Origin of the sequence: Pseudonocardia halophobica (assembly GCF_050948485.1) — a bacterium.
Lineage (GTDB): Bacteria > Actinomycetota > Actinomycetes > Mycobacteriales > Pseudonocardiaceae > Pseudonocardia > Pseudonocardia halophobica.
In genome coordinates this window covers 6948606-6964552 of record NZ_CP192046.1, presented here as the reverse complement: position 1 = coordinate 6964552, position 15947 = coordinate 6948606, and the positions used below count along the sequence as shown (strand labels likewise).

Below are 15947 nucleotides of genomic sequence, written 5' to 3'. Positions count from 1 at the left end.
CCACCCGATCAGCGGGTCCGGTCACGGTGCGGGTACGGGGGAGGCACGGGCCGGTAACCTGATCGCGTGCGACTGGGTGTGCTCGACGTCGGCTCCAACACCGTGCACCTGCTGGTGGTGGACGCCCACAGGGGAGGCCACCCGACCCCCGCGACCTCGCAGAAGGCGGAGTTGCGGCTGGCGGAGCACCTGCAACCGGACGGCGCGCTGAGCAGGATCGGCGTCGACTCGCTGATCACCGCGGTGCACACCGCGCGGGACTCCGCTGCCGAGCTGGGGTGCGACGACCTGCTGGCCTTCGCCACCTCCGCATTGCGCGACGCGACGAACTCCGCCGCCGTGCTGGCCAAGGTGCGCGCCGACACCGGGGTCGCCCTCGAGGTGCTGCCGGGCGAGGACGAGGCGCGCTACACGTTCCTCGCCGTCCGCCGCTGGTACGGCTGGTCGGCCGGGCGGCTGCTGTGCCTCGACATCGGCGGGGGCTCACTGGAGCTCGCGGCGGGCCGCGACGAGCACCCGGCGGCGGCCGCGTCGCTGCCGCTCGGGGCGGGCCGGCTGACCCGCGAGTCGTTCACCGGGGACCCGCCGTCCCGCCGCGAGGTCGAGGCGCTGCGGGAGAAGGTCGACGCCGATCTCGCGCCGGTCGCGCGCGAGCTGCGGAAGCTGGGGGAGCCGGACCTGGTCGTCGGCACCTCGAAGACCTTCCGGTCCCTGGCCCGCCTGACGGGTGCGGCGCCCTCCGGCGCGGGCATCCGGGCCCGGCGGGTGCTGACCCACGCGGGGCTGCGGCAGCTCGGGTCGTTCATCAGCCGGATGTCGTCCGGGGACCTCGCGGAGCTGGAGGGCGTGAGCCCGAGCCGGGCGCACCAGCTCGTCGCCGGGGCGGTCGTCGCGGAGGCCGCGATGCGGGCCCTGAAGATCACGGAACTCGATCTCTGCCCGTGGGCGTTACGCGAGGGAGTGATCCTCCGGCGGCTCGACACCCTCGACGGGTCGACCAGGGACGACCGCTCGGCGCAGGACGCGCCCGGATCACTTGGACGCTTGACGTCGTACGAGGCACGGTGTAGCGGATGAGTCCAGAGACCGACCAGCCGAGACAGCGCACGGTCGCCGAGCTGCTCGCCGAGAACGGCGGGGGATCGGCGTCCGGGCGGCGTCGACGGCGCCGCGAGGCCGACGACGCGGGCGCCGAGGCGGCAGGCGGTCCTCCCGCTGCGGAGGGCCCGGGCGTCCCCGGCCGCCACGGCGGCACACAGGCGTGGCGTGCCGAACCGGCCCCGGAGGCATCCGCTGCCCCCGCCGAGCCGTGGCGCACCGCCCAGCCGGCGGGCAACGCGTGGGAGCGCGGCCGCCAGGGCGGCCCGCGCCTCGAGCGCGACGCCGAGGAGGAGACCGGCGACGACCGGGGCACCGGGTTCGGCCCGGGCGCCCGGCCGAACGGCGCGGCCCCGGGCGGTTTCGCTCCGCGCGGCTTCGGCCGCCCGGACGACGACGCCCCGCAGAACGGCTACGCCCACCCCAGCGGCTTCGGTCCCGGTCAGGCCGGTCCACAGCGCCCCGGCCAGAACGGCTTCGGCCCCGCCGGACAGGACGCGCAGAACGGCCTCGGCCGGAGCGCCCCGAACCAGACTGGTGCCGCCCAGAACGGCGCCCAGAACGGCGCGCTCCAGGACGGCGTCCCCACCGGCGTCGGCCAGCCACGCCCCTGGCAGAACGCGAACCTGAACGGCCCCGGCCAGAACGGTCCCGCCCAGAACGGCCCCGCCCAGAACGGCCCCGCCCAGAACGGTCCCGCCCAGAACGGCGCGAGCGTCCAGGATCGCCCCGGCCCGCCCGCACCCGCAGCGAACGAGCCCGACTTCGGCCGCGCCCCCCACCGCCCCGACGCGCCCGCGCAGGGCGGCTGGGCCGGGAACGCGGCGTCGGCCGGCACCGTCGGCCTGCCCACCGAGGCGGGGCGTACCGGTGCACCCGAACGCTCCCCCTGGGCCCCGAACGGCCGGTCCGGGCGACCGGGCGAGCCCGGCACCGAGCAGCTCGGCCGCGTCCGCGCGCCGCAGGACGAGCCGCTGACCGCCCCGTTCGGCTCCGTGTACGGGGGCCCGCCCACCCAGCTCGGCGGCCGGCCCGTCCACGAGGACGAGAACGCCGGCCCGCCCACCCGGTTCGGCGCCCCGCCCCTCCACGACGAGGACGAGGACGACGCCGGCCCGCCCACCCAGCTGGGAGCGCCTGCCCTCGACGACGAGGACGACGACGACACCTACCACGCCCCGGCGGGCCTCGGCAGGCGTGCGCCGGTCGAGCCCGACGAGGAGGACGAGGAGGAGGGCGAGGGCACGCCGCAGGGCTGGGCCGTCGTCATCGGCCAGTGGATCGCGGGCGCCCTGGTCGGCGCCGCGGTCTGGGTCGGCTTCCGCTACCTCTGGTTCAACCTGCCCGTGGTCGCGCTGGCCGCCGCGGTGATCATCACGGTCGGCCTGGTGCTCGGGGTCCGCGCCCTGCTGCGCAACGACGACCTGCGCACCACCGCCTTCGCGGTGGGCGTGGGCCTGCTGTTGACCGTCTCGCCCGCGATCCTGGTACTCCTGGAACGGTGACCTCCCCGCCGGTCGCCCTGTCCACCGCCTCGGTCTACCCGGAGCCCGCCGCGGCGGCGTTCGAGCTGGCCGCGGAGCTGGGCTACGACGGCGTCGAGCTGATGGTCTGGACGGACCCGGTGTCGCAGGACGCCCGGGCCGTCGAGCGGCTCGCGGAGCGGTACGGGGTGCCGGTGCTGGCCGTGCACGCGCCCTGCCTGGCCGTCACGCAGCGGGTGTGGGGGTCGGACCCGATCGCCCGGATCCGCCGGTCCGTCGCGGCCGCGGAGCGGTTCGGGGCGCGCACCGTCGTGCTGCACCCGCCCTTCCGCTGGCAGCGCCGCTACGCCGCGGTGTTCGCCGACGAGGTGGCCCGGGCGGGGGAGCGGTCGGGCGTGCGGCTCGCCGTCGAGAACATGTTCCCGGTGTCGCGGGGCCGGGTCCGCACCGTGCCCTACGCGCCCGGGTTCGACCCGACCGCGGTCGGTCACAGCTTCTACACGCTCGACCTCTCGCACACCGCCGCCGCCGGGTCGGACGCGCTGGCCATGCTCGACCGCATGGGCGACGGGCTGGTCCACCTGCACCTCACGGACGGCTCCGGCGCCCCGCGGGACGAGCACCTGATCCCCGGGCGCGGCACCCAGCCCTGCGCCGAGGTGTGCGAGCGGCTCGCGACGGGCCGGTTCGCGAGCGAGGGCGTGGTGGTCCTTGAGGTGAGCACGCGGCGCTGCCGGACCCGGGACCAGCGGTCGGCGACGCTGGCCGAGGCGCTGGTCTACGCGCGCCTGCACCTGGTCGCGCCGGTACCGCCGGTGTTGACCATCCCGACCATCCCGGAGCAGACGCCCCTGCCGGAGCCCGCCCCGCAGGGCTGAGCGGCGCGCGTCACACCGCCGGAGCGCGTCCGGCGTGATACGACCGTTTCATGGCTCCCACCGATGTGACCGTCGATCGGCCGTTCGCGGCGTCCACCGTGCTGACCGACGACGGCGGGGGCCGCTTCACCGCGGAGCTCGGCACGCTGTTCTCCATCGGCGGCAAGGCCCACGGCGGCCTGCTGATGGTCCTGCTGACCAAGGCGGCGCTCGCGAGGCTGAACGCCGAGCACGGCGGGGACACCGAGCTCGACCCGGTGGTCGTCGGGACGGAGTTCCTGCGCGCCCCGGAGCTGGGCACGGTGGAGCTCGAGACGGACGTGCTGAAGCTGGGCAGGCAGGCGTCGGTCGCCGCCGCCCGGATGACGCAGAACGGCAGGCTCCTGCTCTCGGCCACCGTCACGGCGGGAGCGCTGCCCGACGCCGACCCGAGCTGGCTGGCCGAGTCCCCGATGCCGCTGGAGCCGCCTGCGGACGCGATCGACTTCGTGCCGGACGTCCGAACCCCCGGCGAGGGGCTGGCCGCCGCCACCGAGGCCCGCTACGACCCGGCCACGATGGCCTTCCTGCGCAAGGAGACCGCGGCCCCGGTGGTGCGGGGCTGGATGCGGCCTCGCGGGGAGGACCCGGACCCGTTGTTCGCGCTGCTCGCCGGGGACGCGCTGCCGCCGACCGTGTTCAACCGCGGCGGCGGGCGGGGCTGGGCGCCGACCGTGCAGCTCACCGCGATGCTGCGGGCGCGGCCCGCACCGGGCTGGCTGGCGCTGGAGTCGCGCTCGCAGATGATCGCCGGGACCTGGTTCGACGAGGACTGCACCGTCCGCGACGCGACGGGCCGGGTGGTCTGCCAGGCGCGCCAGCTCGCACTCTCCCCACTCCCGCGCACGTAAGGCGCGCACCCTCCCCGACCAGCCCGGATTCCGGCGGTTACCGTCGATCCATGACACGTATCGCGGTTCTGGGCGCCGGCAAGATCGGCGAGGCGCTCCTCTCGGGGCTGCTCGCGGCGGGCCGGCCCGCGGCGGACCTGGTGTTCACCGAGCGGCACCCGGAGCGGGCCGCCGAGCTGTCCGGGCGCCTCGGGGTGGACTCGGCCGACGTGGCGGGCGCCGCGGCCAAGGCCGACGTCGTGGTGGTCGCGGTCAAGCCGCAGGACATCGCCCCGGTCCTCACCGAGCTGAAGGCGGCGCTGACCCCGGGGACGCTCGTCGTCTCGCTGTGCGCCGGCCTGCCGACCGCGCTGTTCGAGGGCGGCCTGCCCGAGGGGACGCCGGTCGTGCGGGTCATGCCGAACACCCCGATGGTCGTCGGCGAGGCGATGAGCGCGGTGTCCGGCGGCAGCCACGCCACCGCCGAGCACCTGGCGCTGGCCGAGGAGATGCTCGGCTCGGTGGGTCGCGTGGTGCGGGTCCCCGAGGCCCAGCAGGACGCCGTGACCGCCCTGTCCGGCTCCGGCCCGGCGTACTTCTTCTACCTGGTCGAGGCCATGATCGACGCCGGGATACTGCTCGGCCTGCCGCGCGCCGTCGCCGCCGACCTGATCGTCCAGTCCGCCTTCGGCGCGGCCACCATGCTCCGCGAGTCCGACGACCACCCGGTGCTGCTCCGCGAGGCCGTGACCTCTCCGGCCGGGACGACCATCGCGGCCATCCGCGAGCTGGAGCGGCACGGCGTCCGGGCAGCCCTGATCGACGCGATCGAGGCCGCGCGGGACCGCTCGGTGGAGCTGGGACGCTCGGTGCAGAACCGTTGACCCGAACGAAGGATCACGTCTCACCCTGACGCGCGGCTGAATTCCCTGCCCGAGTGGCATGGTGTGTCGAAGGCGTCACACCGGCACCGCTATCCTCACGGGGAACACGCCGCGCGGGGGCCGAGGACCCCGGGCGGGAACGTGGGACTTCTCCAGGGAAGGCGGTGTCCGGATGGCCACGCAGCAGCCAGGGCATTCAGGGCAGCCCGAACGCATCGACAACATCGCCGCGGTGCAGTTCCTCACCGTGGCGGAGGTCGCCGCCATGATGCGGGTCTCCAAGATGACCGTGTACCGGCTGGTGCACGGTGGGGAGCTCCCCGCGGCCCGGGTGGGTCGTTCGTTCCGCGTCCCGAAGCGCGCCGTCGAGGACTACCTGCGGCACGCGTACTTCGACGCGGGCTGAGCGGAGCGGGCGTCCGCACCGAGCGGAAGCCCGCGGAACGGGCGTCCGCACCGACCGCCGGGTCACCCCCGGTAGTCCACGACCTGCCCTGGCGGGTCGCCACGCCGGGCGCCGGGTAGGATCGGCGACCGGTCATCGTCTCGCCGTGTGCACCCGCGTGCGCGCGACCGCCGCGCGGCGGGGACACACCCTCTCGGGCCGGCTCCCGGCCGCGAGCGAAGCAGTGAGCACAGGAGGTACCGGCGCATGGGCTCGGTCATCAAGAAGCGTCGCAAGCGCATGTCCAAGAAGAAGCACCGCAAGCTGCTCCGCAAGACCCGCGTGCAGCGTCGCAAGCTCGGCAAGTGAGGTGTGACCCCGCCCGTCCCCCGCAGGGGCGGGCCGGGGTCCACCGGCCCGGGTCGCACCCGGGGTCCCTGGTCGCACGACGAACGAGGTCGGGTCCGTGACGCGCACGGGATCTCCCCGCGACGCCGACCGCAGCAGCGGCGGCGCCGCTCCCTCCGTCGTGCTTGTGACAGGTGTCAGCCGCTTCCTCGGCGGCAACCTGGCCGCACGGCTCGCCGCGAACCCCGCGATCGAGCGGGTGCTCGGCGTGGACACCGTCCCGCCGTCCCGGGACATGTTGCGCCGCATGGGCCGCGCGGAGTTCGTCCGCGCGGACATCCGCAACCCGCTCATCGCCAAGGTCATCTCCGGCGCCGGCGTCGACACCGTGGTGCACGCCGCCCTCTCCGCCGGCCCCGGCTCGTCCGGCGGCCGCACGGCGATGAAGGAGATGAACGTCATCGGGACGATGCAGCTCCTCGCCGCCTGCCAGAAGTCGGAGCGGGTGCGGCGCGTCGTCCTCAAGTCCACCACCGCCGTCTACGGCTCCGGCTCGCGCGACCCCGCGCTGTTCGACGAGTCGATGACGCCGAAGGACCTCCCCTCCGGCGGGTACGCCAAGGACGCGGCCGAGATCGAGGGCTACCTGCGCGGCTTCGCCCGCCGCCGGCCGGACGTCACGACCAGCGTCCTGCGCTTCTGCAACTACGTCGGCCCGCGCATCGAGACGGTGCTGACCCGCTACTTCTCGCTGCCGGTCGTCCCGACGATCCTCGGCTTCGACCCGCGGCTGCAGTTCCTGCACGAGGAGGACGCGCTCGCCGTGCTCGAGCGGGCCGCCGTGGAGGAGCACCCCGGGGTCTACAACGTCGCGGCCGACGGGGTGCTCATGCTCTCCCAGGCCATCCGCCGGGCCGGCCGGGTGCAGGCCGGGATCCCGGCGCCGCTGGTCGGGCCGGTCGGGCGGTTCCTGCGTGGCACCCGCGTCGTCGACTACTCGCCGGAGCAGATGCGGTTCCTCAACTTCGGCCGGGTGGTGGACACCACGAGGTTGAAGGAACGCTTCGGCTTCCACCCTCGTTGGACCACCGTCCAGGCCTTCGACGACTACGTTCGCGGCCGCGCGCTCCGGCCTGTCCTCGGGGCGGAGCGGATCGAGGCGGCGGAGCGGACGGTCCTGCAGGCCGCGCGGATGCTGCACTAGCGGGCCACGGGGCCGGGGGTAGGGCATGGTGCGGCGGTCGGGGAAATCGGACAACGGCGCAGGTTCGGAGGGGGTTCGGGTGCCGGAAGCGCGCGTCATCCCGTTGCGGGCGGACGAGACCGGGGGACGCACCCGGTGGCGGCTCGGGGAGGGCCGCGACCGGGGCGGGAGCCGCCCGGGCGGACGCACCGGCGCGGGCACGGAGGCACGCGAGCCGGGGCGCGAGACCGGCCGTGAGCCGGGGCGAACCCGTCGTCCGGCCACGACCACGCCCCGTCCCCGCCCGGCGCTCGACGAGGACGGGAGCGGCGGCGCCGCGGTGCCGCCCGTCGCGGCCGTGCCGGACCCGGAGCCCCCGGCCTGGGAGGCCGGCCTCGCGGAGGTGCTGCGCTTCCTGCGCCGCCGCCTCTCCGGCGACTACTCGGTCGACGAGTTCGGCTTCGACGCCGACCTCGCCGACAAGGTGCTCGCGCCCGCGCTGCGCCCGCTCTACGAGCGCTGGTTCCGGGTGGAGACGATCGGCCTGCACCACGTCCCGGACACCGGCGGCGCGCTCGTCGTCGCCAACCACTCGGGAACCCTCCCGCTCGACGCGCTGATGACCATCCAAGCGCTGCACGACGAGCACCCGGCCGCCCGCCGGCTGCGGCTGCTCGGCGCGGACCTCATGTTCAAGCTGCCGGTGGTGGGCGAGCTGGCCCGCAAGAACGGCGCCACCCTGGCCTGCAACGCCGACGCGGAGCGGCTGATGTCCTCCGGCGAGCTCGTCGGGGTGTTCCCCGAGGGCTTCAAGGGCATCGGCAAGCCCTTCAAGGACCGGTACAAGCTGCAGCGCTTCGGCCGCGGCGGGTTCGTCTCGGCCGCGCTGCGCACCGGCGTGCCGATCATCCCGTGCTCGATCGTCGGCGCGGAGGAGACCTACCCGAAGATCGGCGACATCGCGCCGCTGGCCCGGCTGCTCGGCGCGCCGTACTTCCCGATCACGCCGACCTTCCCGCTGCTCGGCCCGCTGGGTCTCGTCCCGCTGCCGTCGAAGTGGTACATCGAGTTCGGCGAGCCGATCTCGCTCGACGCCTACACCCCGGCCGACGCCGAGGACCCGATGCTCGTGTTCAACCTGACCGACCAGGTGCGCGAGACCATCCAGCACACCCTCTACCGGCTGCTCAGCCAGCGGCGGAACGTGTTCCTGGGCTGAGCCGGGGCGCTCAGCGCCGCCGGTACGCCACGCCGGCGGCGACCGCCCCGGCCAGCGCGCCGGCCCCCAGCACCGAGGGCACCCCGATCCGGGCCACCTTTCGTCCGCTGCGGAAGTCCCGGATCTGCCACCCGCGGTCCTTGGCGACGTCCCGCAGCTCGGAGTCCGGGTTGACGGCCACGGCGGTGCCGACCGCGGACAGCATCGGCACGTCGTTCACCGAGTCCGAGTAGGCGGTGCAGCGCCGCAGGTCCAGGCCCTCGGTGGCCGCCAGCGCGCGCACTGCGTGGGCCTTCGCCGGGCCGTGCAGGATCTCGCCGACCAGCCGCCCGGTGTAGTGCCCGTCGACGCTCTCGGCGACCGTGCCCAACGCCCCGGTCAGGCCGAGCCGCCGGGCGATGATCAGCGCGAGCTCGACGGGCGTCGCCGTGACCAGCCAGACCCGCTGCCCGGCGTCGAGGTGCATCTGGGCGAGCGCGCGGGTGCCGGCCCAGATCCGGTCCGCCATCAGCTCGTCGTAGATCTCCTCGCCGAGCGACACGACCTCGTCGACGGGACGGCCCGCCACGAACGACAGCGCGGTGTCCCGGTGCCCGGCGATGCCGTTCTTGTCCTCGCGCCCGCCGATCCGGAACTTGAGCTGCTGCCAGGCGAAGCCGGCGAGGTCGGAGGTGGTGAAGAACTTTCGGGCGGCCAGCCCACGGGCGAAGTGGAAGATCGAGGCGCCGACCATCATCGTGTTGTCGACGTCGAAGAACGCGGCCGCGGTGAGGTCCACGTCGGCCGCCGCGGACGGCGGGGGCTCACCGGCGGCCACGGCGGCGGCCGCGGCGGCCTCGCCCGCACGCTGTGCGCGGTCGAGGGCCGTGGCCTCCTCGATCACGTCGGTCGTCTCGGTGATGCCCGCCACCTCACCGCGAGCACCGTTCCGAAGCGGGTCGGCGGCGCCGTTCCGGCCCGCCCCGCCCGCGCCCTGCGGCTCACCGTGCTCCACAACCACCTCGGGTCCTACCACCTGGGGGGCCTCCCGGTCCGCGCTCGCGCCGGTCCGTGCCCGCCGTGCCGATCCGTCCGCCGGTCCCGCCGGTCCGTGACCGCCCGGGCACCGCGCGTCCAGCCTACTGGGCGACCCCGACCGTACCGACGCGAAACGGCCTCCGGACGCGGAACGGGGCCGCACGGTGTGTCACCGCGCGGCCCCGCTCCGTCGTCGTCCGGGTCGTCCGCCGCTCAGCCGATGGTGATCGGCCCGAGGCCGGGCAGCAGCGGCGGCAGCGTGATCGGGGGCAGGACGCCGCCCCCGCCGCCGCTGGGCCCGTCGGACGAGCTCTGCTCCGTGCTGCTGGACTTCTCCGAGCCGCTCGTCGTGGTGCTCGTCGCACCCGCGTCGCCGGTGCCGGGCAGGACGCCGTCCGGCAGCAGGCCGTTCTCGGTCGCGCTCGGGTCGCCCGACGGCTGCGGGCCGGTGCTGTCCGACGGCGCGGCCGGGCTGGTGCGCGCGGACTGCGGGCTGCCGTTCGGGACCGGCTCGTCGACCGCGCCGCCGCCCTGGCCGGCGTTCGACGCGACCGGGACGCAGGGGCCGGTGGCGGGAATCGGGCCGAGGTCGTCGACGCCGTCGCTGACCTCGCTGCAGCCCATCCGGGCCTGCAGGGCCGCGGCCCGCTCGGACATGCGCTCCACCAGCCGCGCCGACCGGTCGGCGCCCGGGATCTCGCCGCCGGAGGTCCGCAGGGCCTCGATCGCCCGGGCCTGCTTCTGCGCCCAGGCGTCGAGGTCGCCGAGACCGGTGTCGGTCGGCGGCTGGGCGCCGGACAGCATCATTCGGGAGCCCTCGCTGGCCGCCTCGTCGAACGCGGTGAGCGCGGACTCGTAGGTGTCGGCGGACGGCGCGCGGCCGGCCTGCTGCAGTGCCCGCACCTCGTCCAGCCGGGTCGCGGCCAGGTCGAGGTGGCGCTGGGCCTTGGCCGCGTCGCCGAAGGTGAACGCGGTGCCGGTGGACTCGGTCGCGAGCTTGACCGCGTAGAGGCTGTCGCCCGGCAGCGCGTCGCGGCTCATCATCGCCGTGCCGCCGGTGAGGGCGACCAGCGCGAGCGCGGCGGCGCCGCCGACGAGGGCGACCCGCTTGCGCAGGCTCGGCCGCCGCCCGCCCGGGCCGCGGGACCCGCCGGCGCGGCCGGGGTTGTCCGGGTGGTCGGTGGGCAGCACGTGCCGCGGTCCCCGCTTCGACCGCCGGGGTCCGGTGCCCGCCGCGGACGGGGCCGCGACGGTGCGCTCACCGGAGGAACCGGAGCGGGTCGCGCCCTCGGGGCCCTCCGGCCGCAGCGCGGCGGTGAGGTCGGTGGTCTGCTCCAGCGCGTCCGCCGGGACCGGCGCGATCCGGGTGGTCCGCTCGCTGGCGGACTCCTCCGGCGCGCCCCACTCCTTCTCCAGGGCGGCGAAGAAGTTCGAGCGCATGCGCTCGGCGGTCTCGTCGTCCGGGCTCAGGTCGGTACGGCTGCGATCGAGCGCGGCCGCGAGGGCCAGCTCGTGCTCCAGATCGTCGTCCGGCGCGAATCGGGGGTCGAGATGTTCCTCGCCCCACCACTCGTCGTCCGAGCCCCATCGTCCCGCGGGCATGTTCGCCGTCCTCACTGCATCCCTGCACTGTTCGTCAGCGTCCGGCCCGATCGGGGCCTCGCGCTCTGCCGACGTTCACCCACACAACGAGGCGGGCGGTCGTCGGTTACGGCGCAAGGACCGTTCACCGCTTGGTGTGGCTCACTCGTCGCATCCGTAACGACAAGCATGTAGTTCGCGATATAGGCGCCGCTCACCGCAACCCCTCGGGGAGGAGCTGCGCCAGCCGACGGACGGCGCGGTGCTGCAGCGCCTTCACCGCCCCCTCGGCCCGGTTCATCCGCTGCGCGGTCTCGGCGACCGACAGCCCCTGCAGGAACCGCATGCGGATGCAGTCCTGCTGGTCGGGGTTGAGCTTCTCGATCGCCTTGAGCAGTTCGGAGTTCGTGGCGTTCTCGATGACCTGCTGCTCCGGCCCGTGCGTGCTCGGGGAGTGCTCGACCATGTCCGCGGTCGTCGACTCCAGCCGATACCGGCTGGACTTGACGTGGTCGAAGATCAGGTTGCGCGCGATCGTGACGAACCAGGCGCCGATGTCCCGGCCCTGGTAGCTCACCGAGCCGATCCGGCGCAGGGCGCGCAGGAACGTCTCCTGGGTGAGGTCCTCGGCCAGCGTGCGGTCGCCGAGCCGGAACAGCACGTACCGGAAGACGACCTCGTGGTAGCGCGCGTACAGCTCCTTGAAGGCGTTCTGGTCGCCGGCCTGGCACGCCTTGACCAGGGTCCAGGAGCCGCCGCCGTCCGGCTCGGCGTCCGGGCGCGGCTCGGCCGCCTCCGGCGCGGGCTCGGCCGGGCGCGGCGGCGGGCCCACGGGGGGACCCGACGGCGGGGGTCCCGCCGGCGGCGGGACGGCGTGGGGACGGGCGACGGGGGGAGCTGTCACGGGCGCCTGCTGTCGGGTCGGCCGGCCGTCCGGGGCCCGGCCGTCGGCCGGGGCGGTCGGGTCGGGCGCGGACGGGGGAGCGGCGGGTGCCGGTCGGTGGGTCGTGGAGCCGACGGACCGGGCCTGTCGGGGCAGGTCCGACCAGGAGGAGGGGGCCGGGTCCGCACCGGTCGGGTGCGACGGCCCGAACCGCTCCGTGGGGAGCAGCCCGTCGGGACGCATCGAGGAGGTCATGAAGCCCGGTGCACCCGGTGTCGGACAGGGCAGCGCGGGAGGACCCGCGGTGCGCTGGCAACAGGCTGCATGCCACTCCCTTGGGTGAGAACTCGTGCCGAACCCGGCGGTCCGGCGTTGGCAGGTTGTGGGGGCGGACTCTAGGGCAGCCGCTCGGCGCCCAGACGGGTGCCACCGCTCGCCGAATGCCTTATCCGGTGAGCGGACGGTCACGCGCGGTCAACGTGGTCGTGGCGCAGCGTGTTCGGTCGACGCGCCGCGTGACGGCGTGTCGACCTGCCGCCGGGCGCACGGGGGTTGCGCCCGGACGGACTTCACGTCATCAGCGAGGGCGGCCGCGCCGTCTGCCAGACTCGGCGCGTGCAGCCTTCCACCACCCGGAGCCCCGGCCCCGGGCCCGACGTCGAGCACCTGGGTGAGCTGGTCCGGCGGGCGGCGCGCCGCGAGCCCGGCCAGCCCGCGGTCGTCGACGTCACGGCCGGGCGCACGCTGACCTGGGCGGAGCTCGACGCCGCCGCCGACGCGGAGGCCGCGCGGCTCGCCGCCGCCGGGATCGGCCCCGGGGACCGGGTCGTACTGGTGCTGCCCAACGGCGCCGGCTTCTGCGTCACCCTGTTCGGCGTGCTGCGTGCCGGGGCGATCGCCGTCCCCGTCGGCCAGCGGTCGGTGGCCCGCGAGGTCGCCGTGGTCCTCGACGACGCCCGGCCGGCCGCCGTCGTCGCCGACGCGGGGGTCGCGGCCGACGTCGCCGGGGAGGCCGGCGTGCCGGTGCTCGCGCCGCCGCCCGCGGCGCCGGAGGCGCCCGGCGCCCCGGTGCCCGAGGCGCCGGGCGGCGAGGCGATCGCACTCCTCATCTACACGTCCGGCACCACCGGCCGCCCGCGCGGCGTGCAGCTGTCGCACCGCGCGCTGCTGGCCAACCGGGCGCAGACCGCCGCGCTGCGCCCCGCGCCCGTCACCCCGGCCGACCGGGTCCTGCTGGCGCTGCCGCTCTTCCACAGCTTCGGCCTGGCCGCCGGCCTCCTGCAGGTCTGCTGGGCCGGCGCGACCGCCGTGCTCACCGAGCGGTTCGACGCCGCCGCCACGCCGCGGATCCTGCGCGACCACCGGGTCAGCGCCCTGGCGGGCGTGCCGTCGCTCTACCGGGCGCTGCTCGACGTGCCGGCCGAGGACCTGCGCGGCGCGCTCGAGGGGGTGCGCATCTGCACCTCCGGCGGCGCCCCGCTGCCGCCGGCCTGGCTGACCGCCTTCCGCGAGGCCACCGGGATGGAGGTGCTCGAGGGCTACGGGCTGTCCGAGGCCGGCCCCGTCGTCACCTGCAACGTCCCCGGGCGCAGCAAGCCGGGCTCGGTCGGCAGGCCGATCCCGGGCGTCGAGCTGCGCCTGGTCGACGCCGAGGGCGAGCCGCTCGCCGGGCGCGCGGCCGAGGAGGGCGAGGAGGGCGACATCACTGACGTCTTCTCCGACCCGGAGGAGGACACCGGGCTGGTCGCGCTGCGCGGCCCCAACCTCTTCTCCGGCTACTGGCCGGACGGCGCGGGCGGGCCCGACGCGGAGGGCTGGTTCCGCACCGCGGACGTCGGCTACCTCGACGCGGACGGGGACCTGCACCTCGTGGACCGGTCGACGGACCTCGTCATCGTCAACGGGTTCAACGTCTACCCCCGCGAGGTCGAGGAGGTGCTCGCCGGGATGGACGAGGTGGCCGAGGTCGCGGTCGTCGGGGTGCCGGACGACCGGACGGGCGCCGCGGTCAAGGCCGTGATCGTGCCCGCGCCGGGCACGAGCCCGGACGCCGACGCGGTCCGGGAGTACTGCGCGACCCGGCTGGCCCGCTTCAAGCGGCCCACCGTGATCGCGTTCGTCGACGAGCTGCCGCGCACGCCGACGGGCAAGATCGCCCGGCGGGTGCTGGCGGGGACGGGGACGTCATGAGCCGGACGGTCACCGTGCTGAGCAGGGCGAACTGCCACCTGTGCGAGGTCGCCGAGGCCGACGTCGCGCGGATCTGCGCCGAGCTGGGCGTGGAGTGGCGCACCGAGGACGTCGACTCCGACCCGGAGCTGCGCGCCGAGTACGGCGACATGGTCCCGGTGATCCTCATCGACGGGAAGCAGCACGGCTACTACCGGGTGGAGGAGGAGCGGTTCCGCACCGCCCTCACCCGCTGACCGCGCCGGGCCGAACCTCCACCCGCCCCGGGGGCGAACCATGGAGGTGAGCCACACCCTCGCCCGTCCCGCCGCCCCGGTCCTGTCGCGTCCCGTCGCCGCCGCGGTCGCGGTGCTCGCCGTGGGTGCGGCGCTCGGGGTGGGCCAGCTCGTCGCCGGGCTGCTGTCGCCCACGTCGTCGCCCTATCTCGCGGTCGGCGACGCGGTGGTCCGCCTGGCGCCGCCGCCGGTCGTCGAGTTCGCGAAGTCGGCCTTCGGCACCGCGGACAAGCCGGTGCTGCTCGCCGGGATGGCCGTGGTGCTGCTGCTGGTCGCGGTGGCCGCCGGGCTCGCGTCGCGCCGCTCCTCGGTGCCGGCGCAGGTCGTGATCGGGGTGCTCGGGCTGGCGGGGCTCGTCGCCGTCGCCCTCGGCCCGGCGTTCGCGCCGGCGGACCTGGTGGCGCCGCTCGCCGCGGCCGCGGCGGGCCTGTGGGTGGTGCGCACGCTGCACCGGCTCGCCCTCGCCGCGGCGGTGGCCCCCGAGGCACCGGGTGTGCGCGGCCTCCCGCGCCGGGCCGTGCTGATCGGGGCCTCGGCCGCGGTCGGGGTCGGCGCGCTGGCCGCCGGCGGGGTCGGCGTGGCCGTCGGGCGCGGGACCGTCGACTCGCGCACCCGGCTCACCCGGCGGCTCGCCGCCGCGACCGTCGTCCACGAGGCCCCGTTGCCCTCCGGCACGGACTTCGCCGCCGAGCTGGGCACCACGCCCTTCGTCACGCCGAACCCGGAGTTCTACCGGATCGACACGGCCCTGCGGGTGCCGCAGCTGCGCGCCGAGGACTGGAGCCTCCGCGTGCACGGCCGGGTGGCGCGGGAGCTCACGCTGACCGTCGACGACCTGTTCGCCCGCCCGCTCGTCGAGCGGACGATCACGATGACCTGCGTGTCCAACGAGGTCGGCGGCGACCTCATCTCGACCGCCCGGTTCGTCGGCGTCGAGCTCGCGGACGTGCTCCGCGAGGCGGGCCCGATGCCCGGCGCCGACCAGATCCTCTCCACCAGCACGGACGGCTGGACGGCCGGCACCCCGACCGGCGTGGTCCTCGAGCCGGGGCGCGGGGCGCTGCTGGCCCTGGGGATGAACGGTGAGGCGCTGCCCGCCGAGCACGGCTTCCCGGTGCGGATGGTCGTGCCCGGGCTGTACGGCTACGTCTCGGCGACCAAGTGGGTCACCGACCTCGAGCTGACCTCGTTCGCCGACCGCGACTCCTACTGGGTGCAGCGCGGCTGGGGCGAGCGCGGGCCGATCAAGACGGAGTGCCGCATCGACCTTCCCCGCGGCTTCTCGCAGGTGCCGCCCGGGCGGGTGACCGTCGCCGGCATCGCGTGGTCGCAGCCGCGCGGCGTCTCCCGGGTCGAGATCAGCGTCGACGGCGGCCCGTGGACCGAGGCGCAGCTGGCCGCGGAGGTCGGCGGGAACACCTGGCGGATGTGGCGCGGCACGGTCGAGGTGGGTCCGGGCAGCCACACCGTCCGCGCCCGGGCCACGGACGGCCTGGGGAACCTGCAGACCGAGCAGCGCGCCGACGTGCTGCCCGACGGTGCGACGGGCTGGCCGGCGATGATCTTCTCCGCGGCCTGACCGGGCGCCGAGACCTGATCGTGATCCCGCCGGACGGGCGTGCCGGCGGCGGACACGTTAGGCATGGGCAGACC

General features: G+C 75.6%; 15 protein-coding genes. 12 read left to right on the top strand and 3 right to left on the bottom strand.

Annotation, left to right across the window (positions count from 1 at the left end):
* The first annotated feature begins 66 nt into the window (after positions 1-66).
* The 9 genes from ACQP04_RS33270 to ACQP04_RS33230 all read left to right on the top strand — a co-directional run bounded on the left by ACQP04_RS33270 (position 67) and on the right by ACQP04_RS33230 (position 8348).
* On the top strand, positions 67-1077 hold the full coding sequence (locus ACQP04_RS33270) for a hypothetical protein (protein ID WP_433504412.1): 1011 nt from the start codon (positions 67-69) through the stop codon (positions 1075-1077).
* Entirely contained in the window at positions 1074-2603 is a 1530-nt protein-coding gene (locus tag ACQP04_RS33265; protein WP_433504411.1) for a hypothetical protein, read from the top strand. The genes ACQP04_RS33270 and ACQP04_RS33265 overlap by 4 nt, the downstream gene beginning before the upstream one ends.
* Positions 2600-3460: a sugar phosphate isomerase/epimerase family protein gene (locus ACQP04_RS33260; RefSeq protein WP_433504410.1), complete on the top strand. Its 861-nt coding sequence runs from the start codon at positions 2600-2602 to the stop codon at positions 3458-3460. Before ACQP04_RS33265 ends, ACQP04_RS33260 begins: the two co-directional genes overlap by 4 nt.
* Positions 3461-3510: 50 nt before the next feature.
* A complete protein-coding gene (locus ACQP04_RS33255; protein ID WP_433504409.1) occupies positions 3511-4350 on the top strand; it encodes a thioesterase family protein in 840 nt (279 codons plus the stop codon).
* A 50-nt stretch (positions 4351-4400) separates the two neighbouring features.
* Complete coding sequence (proC, locus tag ACQP04_RS33250; RefSeq protein WP_433504408.1) at positions 4401-5213, top strand: pyrroline-5-carboxylate reductase; 813 nt, start codon at positions 4401-4403, stop codon at positions 5211-5213.
* Between the two features lie 172 nt (positions 5214-5385).
* Positions 5386-5619 (top strand): helix-turn-helix domain-containing protein, encoded by a 234-nt coding sequence (locus ACQP04_RS33245; RefSeq protein ID WP_037052988.1) that lies wholly within the window; start codon positions 5386-5388, stop codon positions 5617-5619.
* A 246-nt stretch (positions 5620-5865) separates the two neighbouring features.
* Positions 5866-5967, top strand: a complete 102-nt coding sequence (locus tag ACQP04_RS33240) for a 30S ribosomal protein bS22 (RefSeq protein ID WP_010241351.1) — start codon at positions 5866-5868, stop codon at positions 5965-5967.
* Positions 5968-6064: 97 nt separating this feature from the next.
* Positions 6065-7150 (top strand): NAD-dependent epimerase/dehydratase family protein, encoded by a 1086-nt coding sequence (locus ACQP04_RS33235; RefSeq protein ID WP_433504407.1) that lies wholly within the window; start codon positions 6065-6067, stop codon positions 7148-7150.
* 25 nt (positions 7151-7175) lie between these two features.
* On the top strand, positions 7176-8348 hold the full coding sequence (locus tag ACQP04_RS33230) for a lysophospholipid acyltransferase family protein (protein ID WP_433504406.1): 1173 nt from the start codon (positions 7176-7178) through the stop codon (positions 8346-8348).
* Between the two features lie 10 nt (positions 8349-8358).
* Here ACQP04_RS33230 and ACQP04_RS33225 read toward each other — a convergent pair whose 3' ends face one another.
* The 3 genes from ACQP04_RS33225 to ACQP04_RS33215 all read right to left on the bottom strand — a co-directional run bounded on the left by ACQP04_RS33225 (position 8359) and on the right by ACQP04_RS33215 (position 11778).
* The gene (locus ACQP04_RS33225; protein WP_037053058.1) at positions 8359-9231 is read right to left on the bottom strand and encodes an HAD-IB family hydrolase; all 873 of its coding nucleotides are present in this window, start codon (positions 9229-9231) and stop codon (positions 8359-8361) included.
* A 347-nt stretch (positions 9232-9578) separates the two neighbouring features.
* The gene (locus tag ACQP04_RS33220; RefSeq protein WP_433504405.1) at positions 9579-10967 is read right to left on the bottom strand and encodes a DUF5667 domain-containing protein; all 1389 of its coding nucleotides are present in this window, start codon (positions 10965-10967) and stop codon (positions 9579-9581) included.
* A gap of 193 nt (positions 10968-11160) precedes the next feature.
* Positions 11161-11778, bottom strand: a complete 618-nt coding sequence (locus ACQP04_RS33215) for a sigma-70 family RNA polymerase sigma factor (protein WP_037053070.1) — start codon at positions 11776-11778, stop codon at positions 11161-11163.
* Between the two features lie 666 nt (positions 11779-12444).
* Here ACQP04_RS33215 and ACQP04_RS33210 point away from each other — a divergent pair.
* From ACQP04_RS33210 to ACQP04_RS33200, 3 genes are read left to right on the top strand one after another with little or no spacing between them, the layout of a single operon-like run.
* Positions 12445-14019 (top strand): AMP-binding protein, encoded by a 1575-nt coding sequence (locus tag ACQP04_RS33210; RefSeq protein WP_433504404.1) that lies wholly within the window; start codon positions 12445-12447, stop codon positions 14017-14019.
* On the top strand, positions 14016-14255 hold the full coding sequence (locus ACQP04_RS33205; protein ID WP_433504403.1) for a glutaredoxin family protein: 240 nt from the start codon (positions 14016-14018) through the stop codon (positions 14253-14255). The genes ACQP04_RS33210 and ACQP04_RS33205 overlap by 4 nt, the downstream gene beginning before the upstream one ends.
* Before the next feature lie 40 nt (positions 14256-14295).
* Positions 14296-15873, top strand: coding sequence for a molybdopterin-dependent oxidoreductase (locus ACQP04_RS33200; RefSeq protein ID WP_433504402.1), 1578 nt, complete (start codon positions 14296-14298; stop codon positions 15871-15873).
* Positions 15874-15947: the final 74 nt, after the last annotated feature.

Bases quoted from the DNA above. Each gene is read 5' to 3' on its own strand.
- ACQP04_RS33240 (WP_010241351.1), top strand. From the start codon at position 5,866: ATGGGCTCGGTCATCAAGAAGCGTCGCAAGCGCATGTCCAAGAAGAAG.
- ACQP04_RS33230 (WP_433504406.1), top strand. From the start codon at position 7,176: ATGGTGCGGCGGTCGGGGAAATCGGACAACGGCGCAGGTTCGGAGGGG.
- ACQP04_RS33200 (WP_433504402.1), top strand. From the start codon at position 14,296: ATGGAGGTGAGCCACACCCTCGCCCGTCCCGCCGCCCCGGTCCTGTCG.
- ACQP04_RS33255 (WP_433504409.1), top strand. From the start codon at position 3,511: ATGGCTCCCACCGATGTGACCGTCGATCGGCCGTTCGCGGCGTCCACC.
- ACQP04_RS33205 (WP_433504403.1), top strand. From the start codon at position 14,016: ATGAGCCGGACGGTCACCGTGCTGAGCAGGGCGAACTGCCACCTGTGC.
- ACQP04_RS33265 (WP_433504411.1), top strand. From the start codon at position 1,074: ATGAGTCCAGAGACCGACCAGCCGAGACAGCGCACGGTCGCCGAGCTG.
- ACQP04_RS33245 (WP_037052988.1), top strand. From the start codon at position 5,386: ATGGCCACGCAGCAGCCAGGGCATTCAGGGCAGCCCGAACGCATCGAC.
- ACQP04_RS33220 (WP_433504405.1), bottom strand. From the start codon at position 10,967: ATGCCCGCGGGACGATGGGGCTCGGACGACGAGTGGTGGGGCGAGGAA.
- proC (WP_433504408.1), top strand. From the start codon at position 4,401: ATGACACGTATCGCGGTTCTGGGCGCCGGCAAGATCGGCGAGGCGCTC.